Annotated in this window: 16 protein-coding genes; 2 read left to right on the top strand and 14 right to left on the bottom strand. The window is 48.7% G+C overall.

The window, feature by feature from the left end:
- Positions 1-98: 98 nt before the first annotated feature.
- From purF to B5E53_RS00910, 12 genes are all read right to left on the bottom strand, one after another.
- The gene (purF, locus tag B5E53_RS00965) at positions 99-1,544 is read right to left on the bottom strand and encodes an amidophosphoribosyltransferase (protein ID WP_087311859.1); all 1,446 of its coding nucleotides are present in this window, start codon (positions 1,542-1,544) and stop codon (positions 99-101) included.
- Positions 1,545-1,655: 111 nt separating this feature from the next.
- Positions 1,656-2,921, bottom strand: coding sequence for a glycoside hydrolase family 3 protein (locus tag B5E53_RS00960; protein WP_087311857.1), 1,266 nt, complete (start codon positions 2,919-2,921; stop codon positions 1,656-1,658).
- Between the two features lie 20 nt (positions 2,922-2,941).
- Positions 2,942-5,077, bottom strand: a complete 2,136-nt coding sequence (locus B5E53_RS00955) for an RNA degradosome polyphosphate kinase (protein ID WP_087311855.1) — start codon at positions 5,075-5,077, stop codon at positions 2,942-2,944.
- Positions 5,078-5,091: 14 nt separating this feature from the next.
- A complete protein-coding gene (locus tag B5E53_RS00950; protein ID WP_087311853.1) occupies positions 5,092-6,627 on the bottom strand; it encodes an HD domain-containing protein in 1,536 nt (511 codons plus the stop codon).
- 10 nt (positions 6,628-6,637) lie between these two features.
- Positions 6,638-9,133 (bottom strand): LTA synthase family protein, encoded by a 2,496-nt coding sequence (locus B5E53_RS00945; RefSeq protein WP_087311851.1) that lies wholly within the window; start codon positions 9,131-9,133, stop codon positions 6,638-6,640.
- A 41-nt stretch (positions 9,134-9,174) separates the two neighbouring features.
- Positions 9,175-10,317, bottom strand: a complete 1,143-nt coding sequence (locus B5E53_RS00940; RefSeq protein WP_087311849.1) for a bifunctional chorismate mutase/prephenate dehydratase — start codon at positions 10,315-10,317, stop codon at positions 9,175-9,177.
- Positions 10,318-10,411: 94 nt separating this feature from the next.
- Complete coding sequence (gene folK / locus B5E53_RS00935) at positions 10,412-11,305, bottom strand: 2-amino-4-hydroxy-6-hydroxymethyldihydropteridine diphosphokinase (protein ID WP_242963475.1); 894 nt, start codon at positions 11,303-11,305, stop codon at positions 10,412-10,414.
- A gap of 32 nt (positions 11,306-11,337) precedes the next feature.
- Entirely contained in the window at positions 11,338-12,147 is an 810-nt protein-coding gene (folP, locus tag B5E53_RS00930; RefSeq protein ID WP_087311847.1) for a dihydropteroate synthase, read from the bottom strand.
- 135 nt (positions 12,148-12,282) lie between these two features.
- Entirely contained in the window at positions 12,283-13,755 is a 1,473-nt protein-coding gene (locus B5E53_RS00925; RefSeq protein WP_087311845.1) for a folylpolyglutamate synthase/dihydrofolate synthase family protein, read from the bottom strand.
- 120 nt (positions 13,756-13,875) lie between these two features.
- Positions 13,876-14,670: a polysaccharide deacetylase family protein gene (locus tag B5E53_RS00920; RefSeq protein WP_162611734.1), complete on the bottom strand. Its 795-nt coding sequence runs from the start codon at positions 14,668-14,670 to the stop codon at positions 13,876-13,878.
- A 197-nt stretch (positions 14,671-14,867) separates the two neighbouring features.
- Positions 14,868-16,976 (bottom strand): glutamine synthetase III, encoded by a 2,109-nt coding sequence (locus B5E53_RS00915; RefSeq protein ID WP_242963463.1) that lies wholly within the window; start codon positions 16,974-16,976, stop codon positions 14,868-14,870.
- Positions 16,977-17,453: 477 nt separating this feature from the next.
- Positions 17,454-18,248: an alpha/beta hydrolase family protein gene (locus B5E53_RS00910; protein ID WP_087311841.1), complete on the bottom strand. Its 795-nt coding sequence runs from the start codon at positions 18,246-18,248 to the stop codon at positions 17,454-17,456.
- 357 nt (positions 18,249-18,605) lie between these two features.
- Between B5E53_RS00910 and B5E53_RS00905 the strand changes: the two genes are divergently transcribed.
- Positions 18,606-19,232, top strand: coding sequence for a sigma-70 family RNA polymerase sigma factor (locus tag B5E53_RS00905; RefSeq protein WP_087311839.1), 627 nt, complete (start codon positions 18,606-18,608; stop codon positions 19,230-19,232).
- A gap of 13 nt (positions 19,233-19,245) precedes the next feature.
- On the top strand, positions 19,246-20,376 hold the full coding sequence (locus B5E53_RS00900) for a DUF4179 domain-containing protein (RefSeq protein ID WP_087311837.1): 1,131 nt from the start codon (positions 19,246-19,248) through the stop codon (positions 20,374-20,376).
- Positions 20,377-20,598: 222 nt separating this feature from the next.
- On the opposite strand, the gene B5E53_RS00895 is transcribed toward B5E53_RS00900, so the two are convergent.
- The gene (locus B5E53_RS00895) at positions 20,599-21,987 is read right to left on the bottom strand and encodes a glycine--tRNA ligase (protein ID WP_087311835.1); all 1,389 of its coding nucleotides are present in this window, start codon (positions 21,985-21,987) and stop codon (positions 20,599-20,601) included.
- Positions 21,988-22,127: 140 nt separating this feature from the next.
- Positions 22,128-22,931 carry a DNA repair protein RecO gene (recO, locus tag B5E53_RS00890; protein WP_162611733.1) on the bottom strand — a complete coding sequence of 268 codons (804 nt, stop codon included), beginning with the start codon at positions 22,929-22,931 and terminating at the stop codon, positions 22,128-22,130.
- Positions 22,932-22,955: the final 24 nt, after the last annotated feature.

The raw sequence follows: 22,955 nt of genomic DNA, 5'->3' as shown, positions 1-22,955 counted from the left end.
CTCTACTTCTTTTTTATATCTATCTTTTTGTGATACCTTAACAAATTTGGCCTTTTATGCCTGTTGTGACACTGTTTTATGCCTATTGTGACACCGTTTTATCCCTGTTCGCCGCGAATATCGTGTTCTGGCGGATCCAGCGGGTAATTGCCGCTGAAGCAGGCGTCACAGAATGGCAGCCCCTCACAGATTTCCGGCAATCGCTCCATGCGCAGATATGCCAGAGAATCGGCGCCTAAAATCTCCCGGATCTCCTCTACACTCTTACCATGGGCAATGAGCTGATCCTCCGTCGGGATATCCGTTCCAAAATAGCACGGATGCAGAAATGGCGGTGAGCTGATACGCACATGCACTTCTTTGGCGCCGGCATCTTTTAACATCTGCACGATCCGTCCGCAGGTGGTTCCCCGCACGATGGAATCGTCGATCATGATGATCCTCTTTCCGCGCACATTGTCTTTCAGAACATTTAACTTGACCTGGACGCTGCTCTCTCTCATGCTCTGCTTTGGCTTAATGAAGGTTCTTCCCACGTAGGAATTCTTGATAAACGCGATCCCGTAAGGAATCTTTGATTCGATAGCGTATCCCTGTGCCGCCGGGTTGCCGGATTCCGGAACACCCACCACCAGGTCAGCTTCCACCGGGGAATCCTGCGCCAGAAAACGTCCGGCACGAATCCGGCTGGCATATACGCCCACACCGTCGAAGACCGCGTCCGGTCTTGAAAAGTAAATATATTCAAAGATACATCTTGCCTGCTTTTTCGGGTCTGCGAAACACATTTCCCGATTGGAGAGGATTCCTTCCTTCGTGATGGTCACCAGTTCTCCCGGCTCCACATCCCGGACAAACTGCGCTCCCACCGCGTCAAGGGCGCAGGTCTCCGATGCCAGCAGGTAGGCATTGTCTCTCTTTCCGATGCAGAGAGGGCGGAAACCAAAGGGATCTCTCGCTCCCATAAGCTTTCTCGGGCTCATCACGATCAGGGAATACGCGCCCTTTATCTTTCTCATGGCAGCCAGCACCGCTTCCTCAGCGGTATCTGAATTGATACGCTCTCTGGCCACATGATAAGCGATCACCTCGGAATCGATCGTTGTCTGGAAAATCGCGCCTGTTTTCTCCAGTTCTTCCCGGAGCTCCAGGGCGTTGATCAGATTTCCGTTGTGGGCCAGAGCCAAAGTTCCCTTATAATAATTGAGTACCAGCGGCTGGGCGTTCTCCCGGGTGCTGGACCCTGCTGTGGAGTAGCGGACATGTCCCACTCCTATGTTGCCTTTGAGTTTTTCCAGATCTTCTCCGTGAAAAACTTCATTGACCAGTCCCATACCTTTATGAACCTGAATATTTTTCTTCGGACCATTGGTGTCAGAAACGGCGATGCCGCAGCTTTCCTGTCCCCTGTGCTGCAGGGCAAACAGCCCGTAGTACACCGTGGAGGCCACATCGCCTCCATCCAGGTCATACACACCCATGACACCGCATTCTTCGTGTAATTCTGTCTCAGTCTCAAACTGCTCTCTGCTGTCAAATGCCATTCTTATCCTCCTAATACTGCATCATCCATTTACAAAGTATTTACATAGCTTTCAAATATTTTGGCGTCTTGTATACTAACACAAAATGCCCTTCCACACAAGAACTCTTTTCTACTGCTGCACAATATCCGCCAGCAGAGGAGACGTCAGCGGAAGGATTCCCCGCCGGATCTTCACCGTGAGGATCCGGGATACCGCCTGATTGATCTGCCGCTCCGTGAGCGTTCCGTCCTGAACAGCCTCGTACACTGCCTCATAGGCGCTCACAAAATCATCCGGCATCAGAATCATATCATTCCCCGCCTCAATGGCCATGACCGCCGCCTCCCCGGCGTCATAAAACTTCGTAATGATCTTCATGTTCATGGCATCGGTGATGATAACGTTGTCAAACTGCAGTTCCTCCCGGAGAATATCGGTGACCATCAGGGAAGAGAGGGACGCCGGCACCTCGTTCTGGGTGATATTTCGTACCGCCACATGGGACATCATGACCATATCCGTCCCGGCGGCAATCCCGGCTTTAAACGGGCCGAATTCCACGTCCCGCAGCCGGTCAATGGTCACATCCAGGTTCACAAAACCTTTGTGGGTGTCATCGCCGGAATCTCCCTGTCCCGGAAAATGTTTCAGCGTGGCGCTGACGCCGTTGTCCTGCAGTCCCCGTACTTCCTGACTTACCATGTCGGAAACCAGGTCCGCGTCGCCTCCAAAACTCCTGGAACCGATCTCCGTATTGTCCGCATTGGTGGAGATATCCGCCACCGGGGCAAAATCAAGATTGAAACCAAGCTCCGCGATCTCTCTTCCGATGGTGGCTCCCACATTGTAGGCCTGACGGGAGTCTCCCGTGGCTCCGATCTCCGACATTGCCGGAAACTTTGTGGTCCCCATGGCGTCCGAGTTGGCGATTCTTGCCACCGTTCCGCCCTCCTCGTCCACGGAAATGAACATCGAGACCTCGGAATATTTCTGCATTTTCCGGATAAACCGTTTTAATTTTTTTCTGTTGTTGTTCACATTGTGCTTGGTGGTCAGATTGAACGAGAAGAAAATCACGCCGCCCGGCTGGTATTTTTCAATATTCTCTTTCATCTGATCCGTCATCTTTGTCTCCGCGTTGAAATCCAGAGAGTCCGTGCTGACGATGAACAATTGACCAATCTTTTGTTCCAGAGTCATCTGATCGAGCACTTCCGACACCAGACCCTCCATGGTGATATCATCAAGACTCTCCGGGTCCGCTTCCACAATGGATGTACTGCTTTCCGCCGGATCATCCCCGCCAAGGGGCGTTCTTCCGCAGCCGGAAAGAATGGTCAGCAGAAGAACGAGAAGACAGCAGATGACTGTCCGGCCCCTTCTATATCTTTTCATGGATCTCCATGCCCCCGTATCTATTCATGTTCCGGTGCCATTCCAGGCTCAAAATGTCTCTTTGGCACTGTCGGCTGCACCTGATTTCTCTCCATCGCCTCTTTGCAGAACTCTTTCTGTGCTTCCAGAAGGACCTTTCCTCTTTTGTCCACTTTCTGATAGCTGTTATCCGGCTGCAGACAGTGGGCCTTCATGGTATCGGCCAGCTGCAGATCCAGGATATGTCTTGCTTTCTTTTTCAGCTTCTCATCTTCCACCGGGAAAACGATCTCCACACGGCGATCCAGGTTTCTAGGCATCCAGTCCGCGCTTCCCAGATAAATTTCCTCATGTCCATCGTTATAGAAGGAGAAGATTCTTGCGTGTTCCAGGAAATTGCCGACGATGGACCGGACACGGATATTTTCGCTGACACCCGGGATCCCCACTACCAGGCAGCAGATTCCCCGCACGATCAGATCGATCTGTACGCCCGCCGCAGACGCCTCGTAGAGAGCCAGAATGATCTTCTTATCACAAAGAGAATTGCATTTGGCGATGATGTGCGCTTCTTTTCCTGCTTTTGCATTCTCCGTCTCTCTTTTGATCAGCTGGAGGAATCGTTTCTTCATCCAGATTGGCGCCACCAGAAGTCTGTTCCATCTGGCCGGCTCAGAATAACCGCTCAGCATGTTAAAGACCGCTGTGGCGTCCTCGCCGTAAGCATCCCGGCAGGTAAACATACCGATATCCGTATACTGTTTCGCTGTGGAATCATTATAGTTACCGGTTCCCAGATGGACATACCGGCGGATACCGTCGGATTCTCTGCGGACCACCAGAGCAATCTTACAGTGGGTCTTCAGTCCCACCAGACCATAGATCACATGACATCCGGCTTTCTCCAGCTTCTTCGCCCAGTTGATATTATTCTCCTCATCAAATCTGGCTTTCAGCTCCACCAGCACCGTAACCTGCTTTCCGTTCTCCGCTGCAAGAGCCAGCGCAGAGACAATCGGAGAATGTCCGCTGACACGGTATAAGGTCTGCTTGATAGCCAGCACATCCTCATCTTCCGCTGCCTGACGGATAAAGGCCACCACCGGATCAAAGCTTTCATATGGATGATGGAGCAGCACGTCTCCCTTCCGGATCTGCTCAAAAATATTTCTGTCCGCCCGCAGTTCCGGTGTGATCTGCGGAACATACGGTTTTACTTTATATTCCCGGAATCCGTCCAGACCATAACACTTCATGAGGAAGGTCAGATCCAGCGGTCCGTTTACCGGATACATATCATCCGAATGTACTTTGAACTGTTTTTTCAGGTATTTCACCAGACGTTTGTCCATCCGCTCTTCGTACTCAAACTTGATGACCTCGCCCCACTGTCTTTTCTTTAACTGTTTTTCAATCTCCTTGAGCAGATCTTCCGCCTCATCTTCCTCGATATCCAGATCCGCGTTGCGCATGATACGGTAAGAGCTTGAACAGATGATCTCATGGTTCAAGAATAAATCCGGCAGGAAATGTTCAATGAGCGTCTCCAGAAGAACAATCCTCGTCGTCCCTTCTCCATTTTTCGGAAGAGTGATGATCCTCGGAAGAACAGACGGCACCTGCACAGTGGCCACATCATATTCTTTCTTGGCTTTCTTGCCCTTGTTCTCAATGAGGGCCGCGATATTTAATGTCTTATTCTGAATCAGCGGAAACGGTCTGGAAGAATCGATGGCCATCGGTGTCAGCACTGGATAGACATTCTTGTGGAAATATTGATCCAGATATTCCACCTCATCCTCCGTCAGCTCGTCATAATTTACGATCCACAGGCCGGCCTCTCTGAGTTTTGGCAGCATGGAACGGCTGTACACAGAATACTGCTTCTCCATAAATTCATGGGTCACCTTGCAAAGAGCATCCAGCTGCTCCTGAGCCGTCATTCCCGCGATATCCTTTTTGTCATATTCCGCATTCACCATATCTTTTAAGGATGCGATTCTCACCATAAAAAATTCATCCAGATTGGAGGCGGTGATGCTTAAAAACTTCATCCGCTCAAAAAGAGGGTTTTGTTTATCCTTCGCTTCCCCGAGAATTCGTTTATTGAACTCCATCCAGCTTAATTCCCGGTTGCTGAAATTACTTGGTTGATCAAATATAACTTTTTCTGCCATGACTGTCCCTTTCTCTAAAATACTCTTTTCTGCCTAAGTACCGGTTTCACACCCAGGATCTCGTTGAAATATTTGGCCTTTTTCTCAAAAAGACTGATTTCCAATGTGATATCCTGATCCGATTCCACGGTAATGATCAGTTCTTTTCCTTTTCTTACGATGCTGCGCTCCCGGTACTTCTGCCCATGGCCCCGGTCAAGGGCATTGGCCAGACGCAGGATAGCGGACAGTTTCGCGATCCGGAGATATTCTTCCCGCAGGAAAACGCTTTCCAGCTGATCCGTCTCCGGCAAAAACTCCGTATTGTACCGGACCACATTGGCCACTTCCTGTCTCTCCCGGTGAGAAATACCCATGATTTCTGTGGAAATGATCAGCTGGTACCCATTCTGCCCCGGCTGATTCATGTTGACGTACTTGCCGATATCGTGAAGAATCGCGGAGATTTCCAGAATCAGACGATCCCGTTTGGACAGTCCGTGGTATTTCACCGTCCTGTCAAAAATCTCGCAGGCCAGCTCGGACACGTACTCCGCATGCACTTTGTTGGAGCGGTAACGTTTTCCGATATATTTTACTGAAGCGATAATATCTTTATAATAGTCATGTTTAATTTTGATCTTATTCGTTTTTAACGCGTAATCCACCACGCTTCCGTCGCAGAGATCCGTATCGCAGATATAAACCGTATCCGCCTTGGACAGCTCCAGAAACTTCTTATAAATGATGACGGATGGCAGCGTCATCCTGGCATCCTCGATGGACATGCCGTACTTCACCGCCAGATCCTGATAGGACGCTTTCTTGATCTTTTTAAAAATATAACAGATTTCTTCGTAATTTAATGTAAGGGAAGGATTCAGTTCCGGTACGATTTTCTTAAGATTTTTGATCTCATCACCGATGGCCACCACATTTTTAATGGCCTTATCCTTCAGATAAGTATTGCGGAACATATCGATCTCATACTGGATATATTCCTCCATGACAGAAATGTAATCAAGGGCGTTATGTTCCACAGATTCCAGAATTTCCAGAATCTTTACGGTTCCGATCGCCATATTCTGCGTCAAATACAATGCCTGTTTGTCAAACAGAGATACCTGCACGCTTCCGGATCCAATATCCAGAATCGCTGTGTTTTTTTCAATAATGCGGTCAAAGTCAATTTCAGACACCTGAATTCCTTTGTACATTAAGAACCGCAGCTCAGAATTTGACAGCATCTGTACGTCAATGCCCGTCCGGATCTTAATCTGGTTCAGGACGGAAAGCTGATTTTTAGCGTTACGGATGGCGCTGGTGGCATAGCACTGGTATTCCTTCACATCGTACTCTTTCATTTTCTGAAGAAAACGATTCAGAACATCGCTGATCTCCTCAATCTGCGGAAAGGAAATCCGTCCGGTTCCGTAAGCTTCTTTTCCCAGCTCATACTCATGACATACCCTATCGATTTCCCGGATGCCATTGGCCTGAGAAATCTCATAAATCTTCATCAGGAGATTTTTCGAGCCAATCACTATAGCTGCATAACTGGAATATCTCATTTGCTCCTCCTTACTCTTTCAAATAAAAGAAAGAATTTACTGTGTGATCAGTATCAATAAGATTGTTATATTGAAGAATCTGATACTCCTGCACCATATCTTCATATGGCGTCTCTTTCACAGATTCATAATAATAACCGTCGGCATCATAGGCGCCCATGGCGCTGATCACCGGAAGCTTCTTATAAAGCTTCATAAGAAACTTCTGGTACGGAGTCATCTTCAGTCCCGCTTCCTGCAGGACATACGCGCTCAGATAATTGGCGCTCATCTTCTCGATGGTTGTCTCCTCAATATCATAGTTGGCCCAGATAATAAACGGAGTCTGGTATTTCTTCATCAGCTCCTCCGATGTGAGTTCATCGGAAGATTTTCCCAGAATACTGTCATAGAACCGGCTGGTCACCGCCGGCTGATGATCTCCGAACATCACAATGATGGTCGGCTCATCCACCCCGGAGAAATAATCCACCAGATACTCAAAAGCCTCGTCGGTCTTCTTGATCAGGGAAAGATACTGCTCCGCCTGTTCATTTTTATGATTATCGGTTATCTGCACATCGTTGGTAAAATTACTGTAGCTCTTGTCAAAACCGCCGTGATTCTGCATGGTCACATTAAACAGGTAGAACGGTTTTGAGGTATTTTTCCGGTCTTCATAGAGTTCTATGATTTTCTCCACGTCGGACTGATCAGAAATATATTTCCGGTACATGAGAGGGTTGGTAAAATCGCTCTCGCTGTAGAAATGTTCAAAGCCCATGTAACCGTACACTTCCGGACGATTCCATCCGGACGCCAGGTACGGATGCAGCGCCACATTTCCCTTATATCCCTGCTGTTTTAAAGTATACGTGAGGTTCGGCAGCTTGTCCTTTACCACCTGAGTGTAAGCGATAATGCCGTTTTGCAGGAAAGCCATGGTATTCCCCGTGAGGAACTCAAACTCAGAATTGCAGGTTCCTGAACCAAAGATGGACATATAAAGCGAACCCTTGATCGTGTCCTCTGTCAGATTATGGATAAACGGCATATAGTCCTGATTGGTGGTAAAATCTCCCACCACGGAAAGATCGGAAAAGGCCTCGTTCATGATGGCGATGACATTAGGCTTTGTGCCGTCCTCGGTTTCCAGCCTTCCATCCTTCTTTTCTTCCTCGTTGGCAAACTCTTCTTCATAGCGGGCCGCGATGTCTTCCGCTGCCTCCACAGAATAATCGTCAGGCTTTTCCTGCACCAGAGAATTCATGTTCAGCACAAAGCCGAAGAAAAATCCATTTTTGGCGTAGCCTTTCTTCTGATCCCAGACATTGTTTTTAATGCCGTAGCTCCTGAGCGTCCGCTCTTCCACCACAAAATAACCAAGAACTCCCACGGCCAGAGCGATGACGCAGCCCATGATGACCCGTTTTTTCCACCCGGTCTTTCTTCTCATCGGGCACCGCCAGAGCACCGCCAGAAAAAGCAGAAGCAGCAAAGCGTTCCACACAAATACCGGCTGAATACTGTAGGTATAGTTTCCCGCCACTCCGGCCGCCGTGGAAGCGGACATGATATCCGAAGGCACGATAGGAGAACCTTTAAAATTCAAAACGTAGTAATTAGCCAGACCGACCACATAGAAGAATATCGTTCCAATGGTCACCGCTGCCTTTCTTGATACAAAAATAAGATATAAAATTCCGAAAAACAGATAATAGACAAGCACATTCAGCCAGAACTCGGCCGGATTAAGCTTTGTTATGGAATTGTTGGTAAACCGCTCCACAAACCAGAACGTAAAAAGCGGGACGGCAAAAAACAACAGATATCCGAGGACTGCCTTCACTCTTTCCGGCGCAGGAATCGGAAACAGCACCAGAAGGATCACAAGACCGAGAAGGGCACAGATTCCCATCCACTGCTGGTAAATCGTCACCGGATAATAAAACTGCGCCACCAGATATTTCTGCTGTTCCACCCGGTTGACCTGCAGTTTGCCCTGGAAACCGGTCTCTCTGGTGCTCCACTGGTACACGATCGGTTCCTTTCCGGACTCGGTTCCCACAGTGGAAATCTGTATAGAATATTTATTTCCTTTCCGGAGCTGCACATCGGTGTTGAACTCCGTATAATCATTATCCATCAGGTTGCTGATCTTCTTTGATACCCGGGACACACTCTCCCCGGTCTCACTGTCGATGATATTGAGAATCAGCTTTCCCGTTGCCACGCCGGTATAATCATTGCTGAAATACAGTTTTACCGTCTTTAAATGGGTATGCCTGGCCACAAAATTCTGTGTGACCACGCTGCCGTCAGACAGCATACATACCTGATCCACCCGGTATTTGTTGACCTGACTGGTGGCGTTTTTCTGATAATCCATGAAATTATGGCAGAGATACCACATCAAAAAGAACAGCGCCGCCACAACGACAAGACGCACTCCGAGGACGATTTTCTCTTTTTTCCCCATGGGACCTTTCTTCTGTGGTATAAAACTGCGAATCTTTTTTATATCCATTTATTATCCTACTCCAAATTTCATTATTCTTCCGCGTATGATCAATAATTTCCCAGGATCCTGAAATTGGCAGCTTCCGCCCGCACTCCCTGCAGAGCGTTGCGCACTTCTGGATCATGAAGATTGCCGCTGATATCCACATAAAAACGGTACTCCCACTGACGATCCGGCAGCGGCACCGATTCAATATGGCTTAAGTTCAGATCATTATAGATAAAATGTGAAAGTATATTATAAAGAGTTCCGCTCTCATGAAGAACCGCAAAGGAAATGCTGATCTTGGACGCATCCTTCGTATACTGGCGCTTTTTGGAGAGAATGACGAAACGGGTCTCGTTGCTCGCGTCAAAGTTAATGCTCTCCGCCAGAATATCCAGTCCGTAAAGCTCAGCGGCCCGGCGGCTGGCAATGGCTGCCTCCTGCGGATTATTTCTCTTCGCCACCATCTCCGCCGCTATGGCTGTATTCTCAACGCTTTTTTGCTCAGCGCCCAGTTTTTCCAGATACGGAGCGCACTGCATCAATCCCTGCGGATGGGAATATACCGTCTTGATCTCTTCTATTTTACTACCCGGACAGCCTAAAAGGCAATGGTCGACTTTCACAAAAACTTCTCCCACAATGCAGACATCATTCTCCAGAAGAATGTTGTAGACTCCTGCCACATCTCCCGCAGAAGAATTCTCGATGGGAAGCACACCGTAATCGGCATCTCCATTGTTGAGAGCCAGCGCCACTTCCTTAAACTGCGCCACTCCGTAATGATCGATATCTCTTCCAAAAAACTTCTCGCTGGCCATGCAGGTGAATGACCCCGGCACTCCGGCGTACACCACTCTGGTATCCGGAAACATCACCAGCTCCGGTACCTCTGTAAAATAGTTTTCAATGTAGCGGTCTCTTTGATGCACCAGATGATACTGGTATTTTCTGCTGATAGACATCATCTGAATGAAAATCTCTTCCAGACCTTTTACAATAAAAGGATTGGAACGGTTCTTTGTGATATCCGCCAGTTTTTCATCTTCTCTGTTTTTATCATAAATGGGAGCCCCGATCTCTTTTTTGGCCTCGGCCAGCTCCGCCGTATATTTCATGCGCTTCTCAAAGAGTTCCGCAATCTTATAATCGACCTCTTTGATATCTTCTCTGATCTGATTAATATCTTTCTTTATCTTATCCATTTCCCAGTTCCTCTATCAAATTTCAAATATTTTTATATCTGCTGTTTTCACTGGAGTTCACTGTTTTATTCTGTCAATCTCATTCCTCGCTGCTCTACTCCGGCGCTTCCTCTCTGCCCATGGTCTCTTTGTATTCCCGGAACCGTTTCCTGTAGAGCGGATGTACCGCGTACGGGTTCAGCTCACACAGAGGCTCCAGCACAAACATTCTCTTGGTCATCTCCGGATGCGGGATGACCAGATCCTCCTCCTCGGTGACCATGTCGTCAAACAGCAGCAGATCCAGGTCCAGCGTCCGAGGTCCCCAGCGGAACTCCCGGACACGGTGGGCTTCCTGCTCCAGCTGCTGCAGTTTTCCCAGAAGTTCCCGCGGCTCATACAGAGTGTCAAATTCAAAGACCGTATTGAGAAATTTATCCTGATCCAGATAGCCGTAAGGTTCCGTCTCTATGACTTCCGCCGCCCGGAAATGTCTGATCCATCCGTCGCTTTCCAGCTTCTTTCCTGCCTCATCCAGATAGGCCTGCCTGTCTCCCATGTTGGAACCGGCTCCTACGTAGACCCGGTGCCAGCCCCGCTCTATGGATACGGAAGCGTAATCCAGATGGGTCATCACCGGCGCCCACGGCTTCTTCACCTCAATCCGGACGGTTTTTATGAGCGCAAACTGCAGGAGAATCTGTTCCGCCAGCCTCTCCGCCACCCGTTCCAGAAGATTATCATTCTGTTTTTTCATTTCTTTGGAAATCAGCCGGCACACGTCTCCATAGCTGACGGAATCCGCCATCTCATCGGAACGTCCGGCCTTCCTGGTGGAAAGGAACAGCTCCGCATCCACCAAAAACTTCTGCCCCAGTACATTTTCTTCTTTATATACACCGTGGTTGCAGAACACTTCCAGATTTTTAATTGTTATTTTATCCATTTCATACACCCAGTTTCTGTCGATATCCTTGTATTTTCCTGTGATTGTCCCGGCCGCAGTCATTTTCCACAACCGTCCGCGATTCTGTTTCTTCTTTATTCTGCCGCGAGAATCGCTTCGGCCATCTTCATGGCACGGTAATTCTTCTCCACATCATGAACACGAAAGACTGCTGCGCCCTTCATCCGTCCGATGACCGTGGTTGCCATGGTCCCCTCTTCCCGCTCATCCACCGGCAGATCGAGAACCGCGCCGATGACAGACTTTCTGGAAGTCCCCAGAAGAACCGGAAGTCCGAATTCTTTTAAGATATCCAGATGTCTGATGATAGAAAGATTCTGCTCACAGCTCTTGGCAAAGCCCACCCCGGGATCCAGCATGATTTTTTCTCTGGAAATTCCCGCCGCATCGGCAATGCGCAGAGTCTCCCGCATATCCTCCATGAAATCTTTCAGATAATCCTGATAGTCCGCCTGCTTTCGGTTGTGCATCAGGCAGCAGGCTGCGCCGTTTTCGGCAAGGAGCGCTGCAAGACGGTCGTCCCATTTGAGTCCCCAGATATCATTGATCATATCCGCACCGGCAGCAAGCCCTGCCTTCGCCACCGCATATTTGTACGTATCCAGGGAAACCGGCACATCAAATCTCTCTTTTACCGCTTCAATGACCGGCACCACCCGCTCTGTCTCTTCTTCATCCGTAATCTTTTCATGCCCCGGTCTTGTGGATTCGCCGCCGATATCGATGATGGCCGCTCCCTCCCGGATCATTTTCTCTGCCTGAAACAGTGCCGCGTCCATGGACTGATATCTGGCCCCATCGGAAAAAGAATCCGGGGTCACATTTAAAATCCCCATGATGTATCCCTGATGTTCCAGATCCAGATTATATTTTCCTATTCTCACGATGTCTCCTCCTGATGTGGTCTTTTTTTATTGTCAGCTTCCGCTGTTATCTGCTCTCTCTTCGTTGTCAGTTTCCGCTGTTATCTGCTCTCTCTTCGTTGTCAGTTTCCGCTGTTATCTGTTCTCTCTTCGTTGTCAGTTTCCACTGTTATCTGTTCTCTCTTCGTTGTCAGCTCCCGATGCCGTCTGTTCGTTCTCAGCGTTCTCAGCGGCCGGCAGATCCTGCCACAGACTGTCATCCATTTCCTCCATAAAGGACAGGGAGCCGCAGATCACCAGCACGTCCTCTTTTTTCGCCTGCTTCACCGCCCGTTCCATGGCCGCATTGACATTGTCACAGCTTTCTGCCTTCACCCCAAACGTTCTCGCACAGCCGGCCAGAACTTCTCCGGAAAGGCCTCTCTCGTTATCCGGCCGGAATGTGTAGACCTGAGCTGCCAGCGGCAGAAGCTCCGCAAGCATCTTTTCGTACTCTTTATCTTTTAACACTCCCATTATATAGATGATTTTTTGGTTTGTAAAATGTTTTTCCAGAAATTGCCCTAATTTACGCGCCCCGTCGGGATTATGGGCACCATCCCGGAAAATGTACGGCTTCTCATGCAGAAGTTCCAGACGTCCCGGCCACCGGGTACCGGCAAGTCCCTGCTGCATCGCAGACCAGCCAATGCCCGAATTCTCCTGCGGCTGCCCGGCCTTTGACAAGATTCCGGACAGCTTCTCCGCCGCAGTCAACGCTGTCACCGCATTGGATATCTGATGGCGTCCCGGCAGAGAGATAGTAAATCTGTGTTTCTTCCATATAAATGTACTGCCGTTCACAGCCTCTGTCTCCACCCGGTAGTCCGCTTCCTTTATAAAAGTGCATTCCGCGTGTTTCTCACGGGCTTTCTCCTCCAGAACCCGGCAGACTTCCGGCACGTTTTCCGACACAACGACCGGCACCTGCTCTTTGATGATGCCTGCCTTCTGCCCGGCGATCTCCGGCAGCGTATCCCCCAGAAACGCCTTGTGGTCATAGCTTATGGAGGAGATCACCGTCAGCATCGGGTGTTCTATAACGTTGGTGGCGTCGCAGGTTCCTCCCATGCCCGTCTCAATGAGAGCGAAATCCACCCCCTCCTCCGCAAAATAAAGGAAGGCCAGGGCTGTCTCCACCTCAAAAAGAGTCGGCAGGCGCAGCGGCTGCCCCCCGGAAACCGAAGGCTGCCCCGGCTGCTGTCCTGGCATCTCATGATTCTTCTCTGTCTGCGCGTTCTCCATCTGCGCCATGGCGCGCTCCATGCGGGAGAAATACATTTCCAGTTTATCCGGAGAAATTTCTTTCCCGTCAATCTGAAATCTTTCCTCATAGGAATGGATGGTCGGAGAAATGTACCGTCCCACCCGGTATCCTCCCTCTTTCAGCATCGATGCCAGAAATGCAAAGACAGAGCCTTTTCCATTGGTTCCCGCGATATGCACGATGCGCAGCCGCTCTTCCGGATGTCCCAGGACATCAAGAAGCCCTCGGACTGTCTCAAGTCCGGGGGAGCTTCCTCGTTTTTTTAATTTTTCGATCACTTCATAATAATGGTACTTCATATTTTCACCAAGTTTCTTTCTCATAACTTATTAATATAGCGAAGGATGTGCCTTTTGTCAATTCTTCTGATGCTTTCCGGGCAAATTCCTGCATTTTGCTGACAGCCCCGGATTCCGGGCATCATCGTTGACCGACAGATATTTTCATTCCAGAATAGTATCTCTGGTCAGCCGGTCGAAGGTATATCCCTCTTTTCTGAGTCTGGCAATCAGCGGGCGGACAGCATTCAGTGTAGTCTTGCAGCAATTGAGATCATGCATGAGAATGACGGTCTTATCATGTTTTAATGCATCTTTCAACACACGTTTCATAATGACGCCGGGCGCGGACTGCACACAGACGGCATCCTCCGCGGTAGCGTTCCAGTCAAAATAGCGGATTCCCTTTTCCTCCAGAAATTTTTCTCCCTCTTCCAGCGGAAACTTCATCTGGGTGGTGCTGCTCCCGCCCGGAAAACGATAAATATCACAGCTCACCCCGGTGATATGATAAAGATAGGTTTTCAGCTTCCACAAATCTGCCTGAAAATTGTCTGCGGAACTGTAAATCTCTTTATAAACGTGAGAATAAGAATGAAGTCCCAGGCTGTGGCCTTCCCGCACGATCCGTTTATATATTTCCCGGGATTCTTCATCTTCCTTTCCCACCACAAAAAACGTGGCCTTCACATTTTCTTCCTTTAAGATATCCAGAAGCTCGCCGGAATGGGTGGACGGGCCGTCATCAAAGGTGAGGTACGCGACTTTCTGCGTCACAGTTTCCTCATCACCGTCCGCCGTCCCTTCTCCCATGACATCTGTAATTTCCGCTGGTTGTTCCATGGCGCGAAGGAACCTCCCTTCTGCTTCCCGGGCATAGGGTGCGTACAGGCAGCCAGCCAGACACAATCCCAGCCACAAAACCGCCCGCCGTCCCCAGTTTTTCCTGTCTCTTCTCACCGGCATCCCTTCTTTTTATTTCTTTATGCATACCAGTATATGAAAAAATCCGGCCCAAAATGAGCCGGATTTTCTGCTTGATGTCTTACTTCTATTGCATTATGCATTTTATGTCAGGATGGGTATCCTGTTACGTTGAGGATTATTTATGTTGAAGATTTCTTGTCAGATTAAACTTTAATTACTGCGCTTCCAAATTAAACTTCGAAGATCAGATCACCGTAGCTTGGGAATGGCCATGCTTCTTTAGCCACAAGCATCTCCAGACGGTCTGCCGGAGCACGGAGTGCACCCATGTCTGCAAATACCACATCGTGATAGTAGTGGCCCTGTGCTTCCACATCGTCCATAGCTTCTGCTTTGGCTGTCACGTCTTCCAGTTCTTTTAATGCGCCGAAGGCTTCCTTCACGTTGGATGCGATATCGGACATTAAGTTCTCCTGTACGGAAGTATCGAGGGACGGTGTCGCTGCCTTGATGGCATTGATGGAATCTGCCAGGCTGGTCTGATACTTGATGCAGGCCGGGATGATCTGTTTCTTCGCCATGTCGATCATGGTGAGAGCCTCGATGTGAATGGTCTTGGAGTAGGTCTCGTACAGAACTTCCGCACGGGATTCCAGTTCTGCCTTTGTGAACACACCATGTTTCTCAAACATTTCCACTGCTTCCGGTTTTGTGAGGGCCGGGACAGCGTCCACCATACATTTGATGTTCGGGAGACCTCTTCTCTCTGCCTCTTCCACCCATTCTGCTGAATAACCGTCGCCATTGAAGATGATCCGTTTATGAGCAGCCATAGTCTCTTTGATCATATCATGGACTGCCATACCGAAATCGTCTGCCTTTTCCAGCTTATCAGCCATATCACAGAGAACTTCTGCCACAATAGTGTTAAGCACAGTGTTCGGATCTGCGATGGACTGTGTGGAACCAACCATACGGAACTCAAATTTATTTCCTGTAAAGGCAAATGGTGAGGTTCTGTTACGGTCTGTGGCGTCTTTCTTAAAGTGTGGGAGAGAATGTACGCCGGAAACGTATTCTTCTCCTTCCAGAGAGCTGGTTGCCTCTCCGGCATCCACGAACTGTTCTACCACGTCCTCCAGCTGTTCGCCAAGGAAGATGGAGATGATGGCTGGCGGAGCCTCGTTAGCTCCCAGACGGTGGTCATTACCCGGTGTGGATGCGGACAGACGCAGGAGGTCTGCGTGTTCATCCACGGCACGGATGACTGCGGCAAGGAACAGAAGGAACTGCATGTTCTCGTGAGGAGTCTTGCCCGGATCCAGCAGGTTCTCGCCGGTATCGGTAGCCATGGACCAGTTGTTGTGTTTACCGGAACCATTGATGCCTGCAAATGGTTTCTCATGAAGCAGACATTTCAGACCTTCTTCATCGGCAACTCTCTGTGCAGTCTCCATTACCAGCTGGTTGTGGTCTGTTGCCACATTGTTCTGATCATAGATCGGTGCGATCTCATGCTGTGCAGGAGCAACCTCGTTATGCTGGGTCTTTGCGGAGATACCCAGTTTCCAGAGTTCCTCGTTAAACTTGCTCATGAAACCAAGAATTCTCTCCGGAATCGTTCCGAAGTAGTGATCATCCATTTCCTGTCCTTTTGGAGGCATGGCACCAAATAATGTACGTCCTGTGAAAATCAGGTCTTTTCTCTTTAAGTACATGTTTTTATCTACAAGGAAATACTCCTGTTCCGGTCCTGCGGATGTGGAAACATGCTGTGCAGTTGTATTTCCGAATAATCTTAAAATACGCATTGCCTGTACGTCCAGTGCCTGCATGGAACGAAGCAGCGGAGTCTTCTTATCCAGAGCCTCTCCCTTATAGGAACAGAAGGCTGTCGGGATACAGAGGATGGTGGAATGCGGGGTCTCCTTGATGAAGGCCGGTGATGTACAATCCCATGCGGTATATCCTCTTGCCTCGCAGGTTGCGCGAAGGCCGCCGGATGGGAAGGAAGAAGCGTCCGGTTCTCCCTTGATCAACTCTTTACCGGAGAAACGAAGCAGTGTTGTTCCGTCGCTCTGCGGATCAATAAACGCGTCATGCTTCTCAGCAGTAATACCTGTCAGCGGCTGGAACCAGTGAGTAAAATGAGTAGCTCCTTTTTCAATGGCCCATTCTTTCATCTCATGGGCAACAATATCTGCCACTTCCGGATCAAGCTCTGCACCGGCATCGATGGTAGCTTTCATCTTTTTGTAAGCGGCTTTCGGCAGACGATCTTTCATTACCGCATCGCTGAATACGTTGGAACCAAAGATTTCTTTGACATCTGTTTTCATAGTCGTAACATCCTTTCCATTATCATCCATGACAGAACAGTATCTGGTTATGAGAAAAATCTCTGTATAATCAGAAAAGCGTCCGAGAATCTGATGATTCACGAACGCCCTTGTTCTCGTTAAGATTAAGTTATATGTCTTTCGCAATTGCTAGATATAAAATACAACCATTGATTCAAAAAAGCAAGTGTTTTTTGTGCATTTTTTCAGATTCATAAGATTTGACGATTTTCGCTTGCTTTTTTTAATCGCTTTCTTATATTATTACCACATTTGATTTTTCTTTACTTAATTTTATAATGTCATATTCACATTTTGTTTAATATAATTAACCGCCATTTTCCATATCTGTTTCTTTCCGGAAGTTTTTGTCACATTTCACAGGAAATGCGCCGGGAGGCGGATGCCAGACAGACGCCGCCCATCCCGAATGCATCCGGCAGAGAGAACAGGTCCGGCGCGGGAACTGCTCTTCTCTTACTTCATCAGCCAGCGCACCGCCGGCTGCAGCTCTCTGTTCCAGTAATCCCAGTCATGAGCGCCCGGCTGTTCATGGTAGAGAACAGGAATCTGTTTTTCATACAGATCATCCCGAAACCTGCGGTTCTCGCCGATCAGACTGTCCTCCGTGCCGCAGGCCAGATAAAGTTCCGGAATCTCCCCTCCCGCTTTTCTGATCTGCTCTATCAAAAATTTGGGATTCCGGTCGCTTTCTCTAAGCTGTCCCGGCTCCCCGAAGATTTCCCGGAGATACGCTTCATTGAAAAGTTCATGTCTGTAATCTTCTCCCTTGTCCGCCATCTCATCCAGATGCAGAGCGGAGGAGAAAGCCATGATCTTCCCGAAGGTCTCATAGTATTTCATGCCGTTGATGACAGCCCCGTAGCCTCCCATGGAAAAACCGCCGATAAAGGTATCTTCTCTCCGGTCAGAGAATCCGAAAGTTTTTCTCGTATAGTCCACCAGCTCTTTTCCGATAAATGTACTGTATTTGCCCCCGGTCATCTCCCGGTCCAGATAGAAACTGTTATCTCCACAAGGACAGACCACCGCGAAATTATACTTTTTGCACAGGGTATGAATATTGGTGCCGCAGATCCAGTCCGTGTCATTGCCCGTAAAACCATGGAGAAGATACAGGGTCTTCATGCCCCTGTTATAGGAACTGTTTCCTTTCCGGTCCTCCTCTGAAACATCGTTGGGAATCACAACGCTTATGGTCGTGATCTTCTGCAGTGCATCCGATAAAAAATCCATTCTCAAATATGCCATCTTTTTATCCTTTCCTTCATGTTTTCATTTTCTTCGATCCTTTTTACAAAACCGCACAGTTTCAGGACGCACCCGTGAGTCCTGGCCTGTCTGTCATTCAGCATACCGCAGCTGCCCGCAATTTGCAATATTCCTGAAAAAATTTGCTGAAAATTGATAGATTTCCCTCTGCATTTGCGAATATAAAGTGTAACCGATATAATAAACCAAACATCCGGATGTACAATTTTCAGCCGGGGTGCCCCCGCTGAAAGTTGAGCCTCCGGCGGATTACAGAGGCCGCAGCTGAAGCTTCTTTGGAGCGCGCGCTTTGCGGCAAGTACGCCGGAGGCATACTTAAAACAAAAAGGAGCAGTTATGAAAATAACAGAACAAAACTTCGTTCAGGAGCTTTCCAGAGGAAATGAACAGGCCCTGGAATACGTCATGGTCCATTACGGTGGTCTGGTCAGATCCGTGGCTCACCGGTATCTGAGCGTCCTCTCCCAGTATGAGGAGGAATGTATCAGCGACGTTTTCTTCGCCGTCTGGAATCACATTGATTCCTTTCAGCCGGACCGAAACCCGTTTGCCAACTGGATCGCCGGCATCACCCGCCTGAAGGCCCTTGACTATAAAAGGAAATACGCCAGCCATCTTCTGGAGAGCAGCTGGGATGAAAAGGAAGATTTTCTTGAAATCGAAGAAGCCCTGGATATGCAGACACAGTTTTCCGAGGAATTTTCCAGAGAAACCACCGAAATGCTCTCCTGTCTCAAACCAAGAGACCGGGAACTCTTCCTTAAACTTTATGTGGAGGAAAAATCCTTCGATGAGATTGCCAGGGAGACCGGCACAGAAAAATCCGTCCTCTATAACCGGCTGTCCCGCAGCAAACGAAAACTGCGGACACTGTTTCCCCGCGGCAGCCAGGCACTGCAGGCGGCAGAAACCAAAACCGTTTTCCCGCCTTTCCCAGGCCAGAGCACTGTAAAAAGAAAATAGGAGGTCCTAAAATATGAAAAAAGAAATTTACACTTTACTCAATGAAATAGATAATCATACAGATACTTATGAAACAAGCCCGGTGCAGAAAGAAGAATTAAAAAACTGGAAACAAGCCTTCGCCAAAAGAATGCAGTCTGAACAGGCGGAGTCCCCGGCTTTCTCCGGCCAGACTTTGGCATCCGATACCAAACCTTCAGGCCGGCGCTTTCATTCCTGGAAACGCTGCGCGGCAGCGGCGGCAGCCTTTGTATTCCTCTTAGGCGCCGCATCCGCACCGATCCGGGAAACGGTGTATGCTCAGTCCAAAAATGTGATCTACAGCCTGGCGGAGCTTTTGAATATCAACAAGGACATCAGTCCGTACCGCACCGTGGTGGGAAGTTCCTTCACCAAAAATGATATCACCACCACCTTAAACGATGTAATCTGGGATGACGATACTCTGTATGTATCTTACACCATGAACTTCGGAAAAGATTCCGGGCTGTCTCTGGACAACGATAATTTTGTACCGGCGGTGGATGTGTCTATAAACGGCAAAAGCCTTTCCAACGGCAGCGGCGGCACTACAGATCGTGTCAACAATACCTCCATCATCTGCACAGAAGAAATCAACATACCAAAGGCCTCCGATCTGTCCGGCAGTCAGACCATGGAACTGGAATTTTATCTGCTGATGGATGATGAAAATAACGATTCATCTGACGCCATGGATTTGTCCCGCCTGGGAGCACTGGAATTTACTACTTCGGGCGATGAGCTGAAGGCCGATACCGGAGACGTAAGCCTGAATGCCATTTACTCTCTGCCAAATGACACTTCCATCACCTTTAACCGCTACACCAGTAACGCCGTGGGACAGAAGATTTATTTTACCTCCACCGATGAAAACAGCGATTACGACGTCATCCTGAAAGGCACCGATGACCTGGGCAATCCAGTGGAATTTTACACCAGCAATTACGATGGCATGACCGGTATTGGAAAAATGGTGGTGGACACCACCGAAAACGGTTATGTCTCCGACAAAGCTTCTTCTCTCACACTCACCCCTTATGCCCTAAAGCTGGCAGACAGCAACGGTGAGAATTCCGAAGATTACAAACCAATCGGAGACGCCTTCACCATCTCTTTGCGCTGACGCTCCCTGCGTCGACAAAAGAGGACTTTTCCCCTGACCAAAATGTTTGTCAATGGAAATGCCTTTCAGCCTGATTTTCCGGCAGACAGCAAAAGACCGGCAGCAGCCAGAATCCCACTGGCCGCTGCCGGTTTCTTTATTACAGTTCTTTATCACAAACCTCTGATACTTCGTTCTCATGGTCTGTGACTGATTCCCACAAATCTTCATTCACCCGCAGGATTAGTAAGCAAATTTCTCCTCAAAGTATGCTTTCAGATCTTCAATCTTGATTCTCTCCTGCTCCATGGTGTCACGGTCACGGACAGTCACAGCGCCGTCTTCCACGGAATCAAAGTCGTAAGTGATACAGTAAGGTGTACCGATCTCATCCTGACGACGGTATCTCTTACCGATATTTCCTCTGTCATCGTACTCGCAGTTATATGTCTTGGACAGTTCCTGATAAATCTTCTCGGCGCCCTCGGAAAGCTTCTTGGACAATGGCAGCACGCCGATCTTCACCGGTGCGATGGCCGGATGGAAGTGCAGAACGTTACGCACATCGCCTTCCTTGATCTCTTCCTCATCATAGGCTGCACACAGGAACGCCAAAGTCACACGGTCAGCACCCAGGGACGGCTCGATGACATACGGGATGTATTTTCTCTTCTCTTCATCATCGAAGTAGCTCATATCTTCTCCGGATACTTCCTGATGACGGCTTAAGTCGTAATCAGTACGGTCGGCAATACCCCACAGCTCGCCCCATCCGAACGGGAAGAGGAACTCAATGTCGGAAGTTGCCTTAGAATAGAAGGAAAGCTCTTCTTTCTCATGGTCGCGGATCCGCATTTCTTCGTCTTTGATACCCAGATCTTTCAGCCAGTTCACGCAGAAATCTTTCCAGTAAGCGAACCACTCCAGATCTGTATCCGGCTTACAGAAGAATTCCAGCTCCATCTGCTCGAACTCTCTGGTACGGAACGTAAAGTTACCCGGTGTGATCTCATTACGGAAGGACTTACCAATCTGTCCGATACCGAACGGAACTTTCTTTCTGGAAGTTCTCTGTACATTCTTAAAGTTGACAAAAATACCCTGGGCTGTCTCCGGACGAAGATAAACAGTATTCTTTGCGTCCTCTGTAACACCCTGGAAGGTCTTGAACATCAGGTTAAACTGACGGATATCGGTAAAGTTATGTTTGCCGCAGCTCGGACATGGCACATTGTGCTCATCGATAAACGCTTTCATCTCTTCCTGGCTCCAGCCGTCGATGGAAGACGGCAGCTCAATGCCGTTCTCTTTGGCGAAGTCTTCAATGAGCTGGTCGGCACGGAATCTTTCTTTACATTCCTTACAATCCATCAGCGGATCGGAGAATCCTCCCAGATGTCCGGAAGCCACCCATGTCTGCGGGTTCATGAGGATAGCACAGTCCACACCTACGTTGTACGGGCTCTCCTGGATGAACTTCTTCCACCAGGCTCTCTTGACATTGTTCTTAAGCTCCACGCCAAGATTACCGTAATCCCAGGTGTTTGCCAGGCCGCCGTAAATCTCGGAACCCTGATATACGAACCCCCTTGCCTTGGCAAGAGCGATAATCTTATCCATTGTTTTTTCCATAATGTCTTACCTCTTTTTTCTTTTTATTTTGCTGCTCTTAAAAAAGGGCCGCGCATTTTATAATCGGTTTCTATTCTACCGTGGATATGCGCTCTTTTCAAGAGTTTTTTCCTGTGCAGCCATATTTTGCACCGCATTTTTCACAGTTCGTCCAGCATTTCCGCAGCCTTGAACCGATGCTCCACGTGCATTCGGAAGAAATGTTTTACGATCCACTGAAATTCCAGAAAGATTTCTTCTTTTAACACAAAACTGTACAATTGTGTCAGCGGAACGCTCAAAATGTACTGAAGAGTGTAAAGCACCGCCGGCTCCACATGGGTGCCGCCGGATAATTGACCGCCGTTGCCCTGGCGGCTGGTCCCCTGAGACGTGGAAGCTGTGCCGCCCTTCGCATTCCTGCCGGCGCAGTCGTGACATAACACGCCGCCCGCCTCGAAAGAAAGGGTATCCAGATTCTCTGTCTTTCCGCAGGAGATGCACTGGAACACCTCCATGCCGATACCGTAATACTGAAGAATCTTCAGCTCGTAGACACGGCGGATGAGAGGAAGCGGCACCTTATCTTTTTCCATGGCGGAAAACGTCACGAAAAGCAGGTTCAGGATATTTCTCTCATCCATGCCCTCCACAGTGAAATATTCCGCCAGCTCTGCCACATAAGTACTGTAATAAATGTGTTCCAGGTCTTCTTTCAGATGTGGAAAATAATTCTTTCCTTCCGCAGAATTGAGATAGTTGTATCTGCGTCCCTCCGTAATCATAAATTCACAGTAGATGAGGGGCTGCGTCACGCCAAAAAGAGGGTGATTCGGCTTGCGGCACCCTCTGGCAAATACCTGAATCTTCCCTCTTTCTTTTGTCAGTATGGTCAGACGTCTGTCATTTTCTCCGACGGGATATACGGATAGCACGATGCCCGTCACCTTTGTCTGTTCGCTCATTTTCTCTGCCTGCCTTACTTCACT

The organism is Eubacterium sp. An11, assembly GCF_002161065.1.
GTDB lineage: Bacteria > Bacillota > Clostridia > Lachnospirales > Lachnospiraceae > Anaerobutyricum > Anaerobutyricum faecale.
This window is presented reverse-complemented; position numbering and strand designations above follow the sequence as displayed.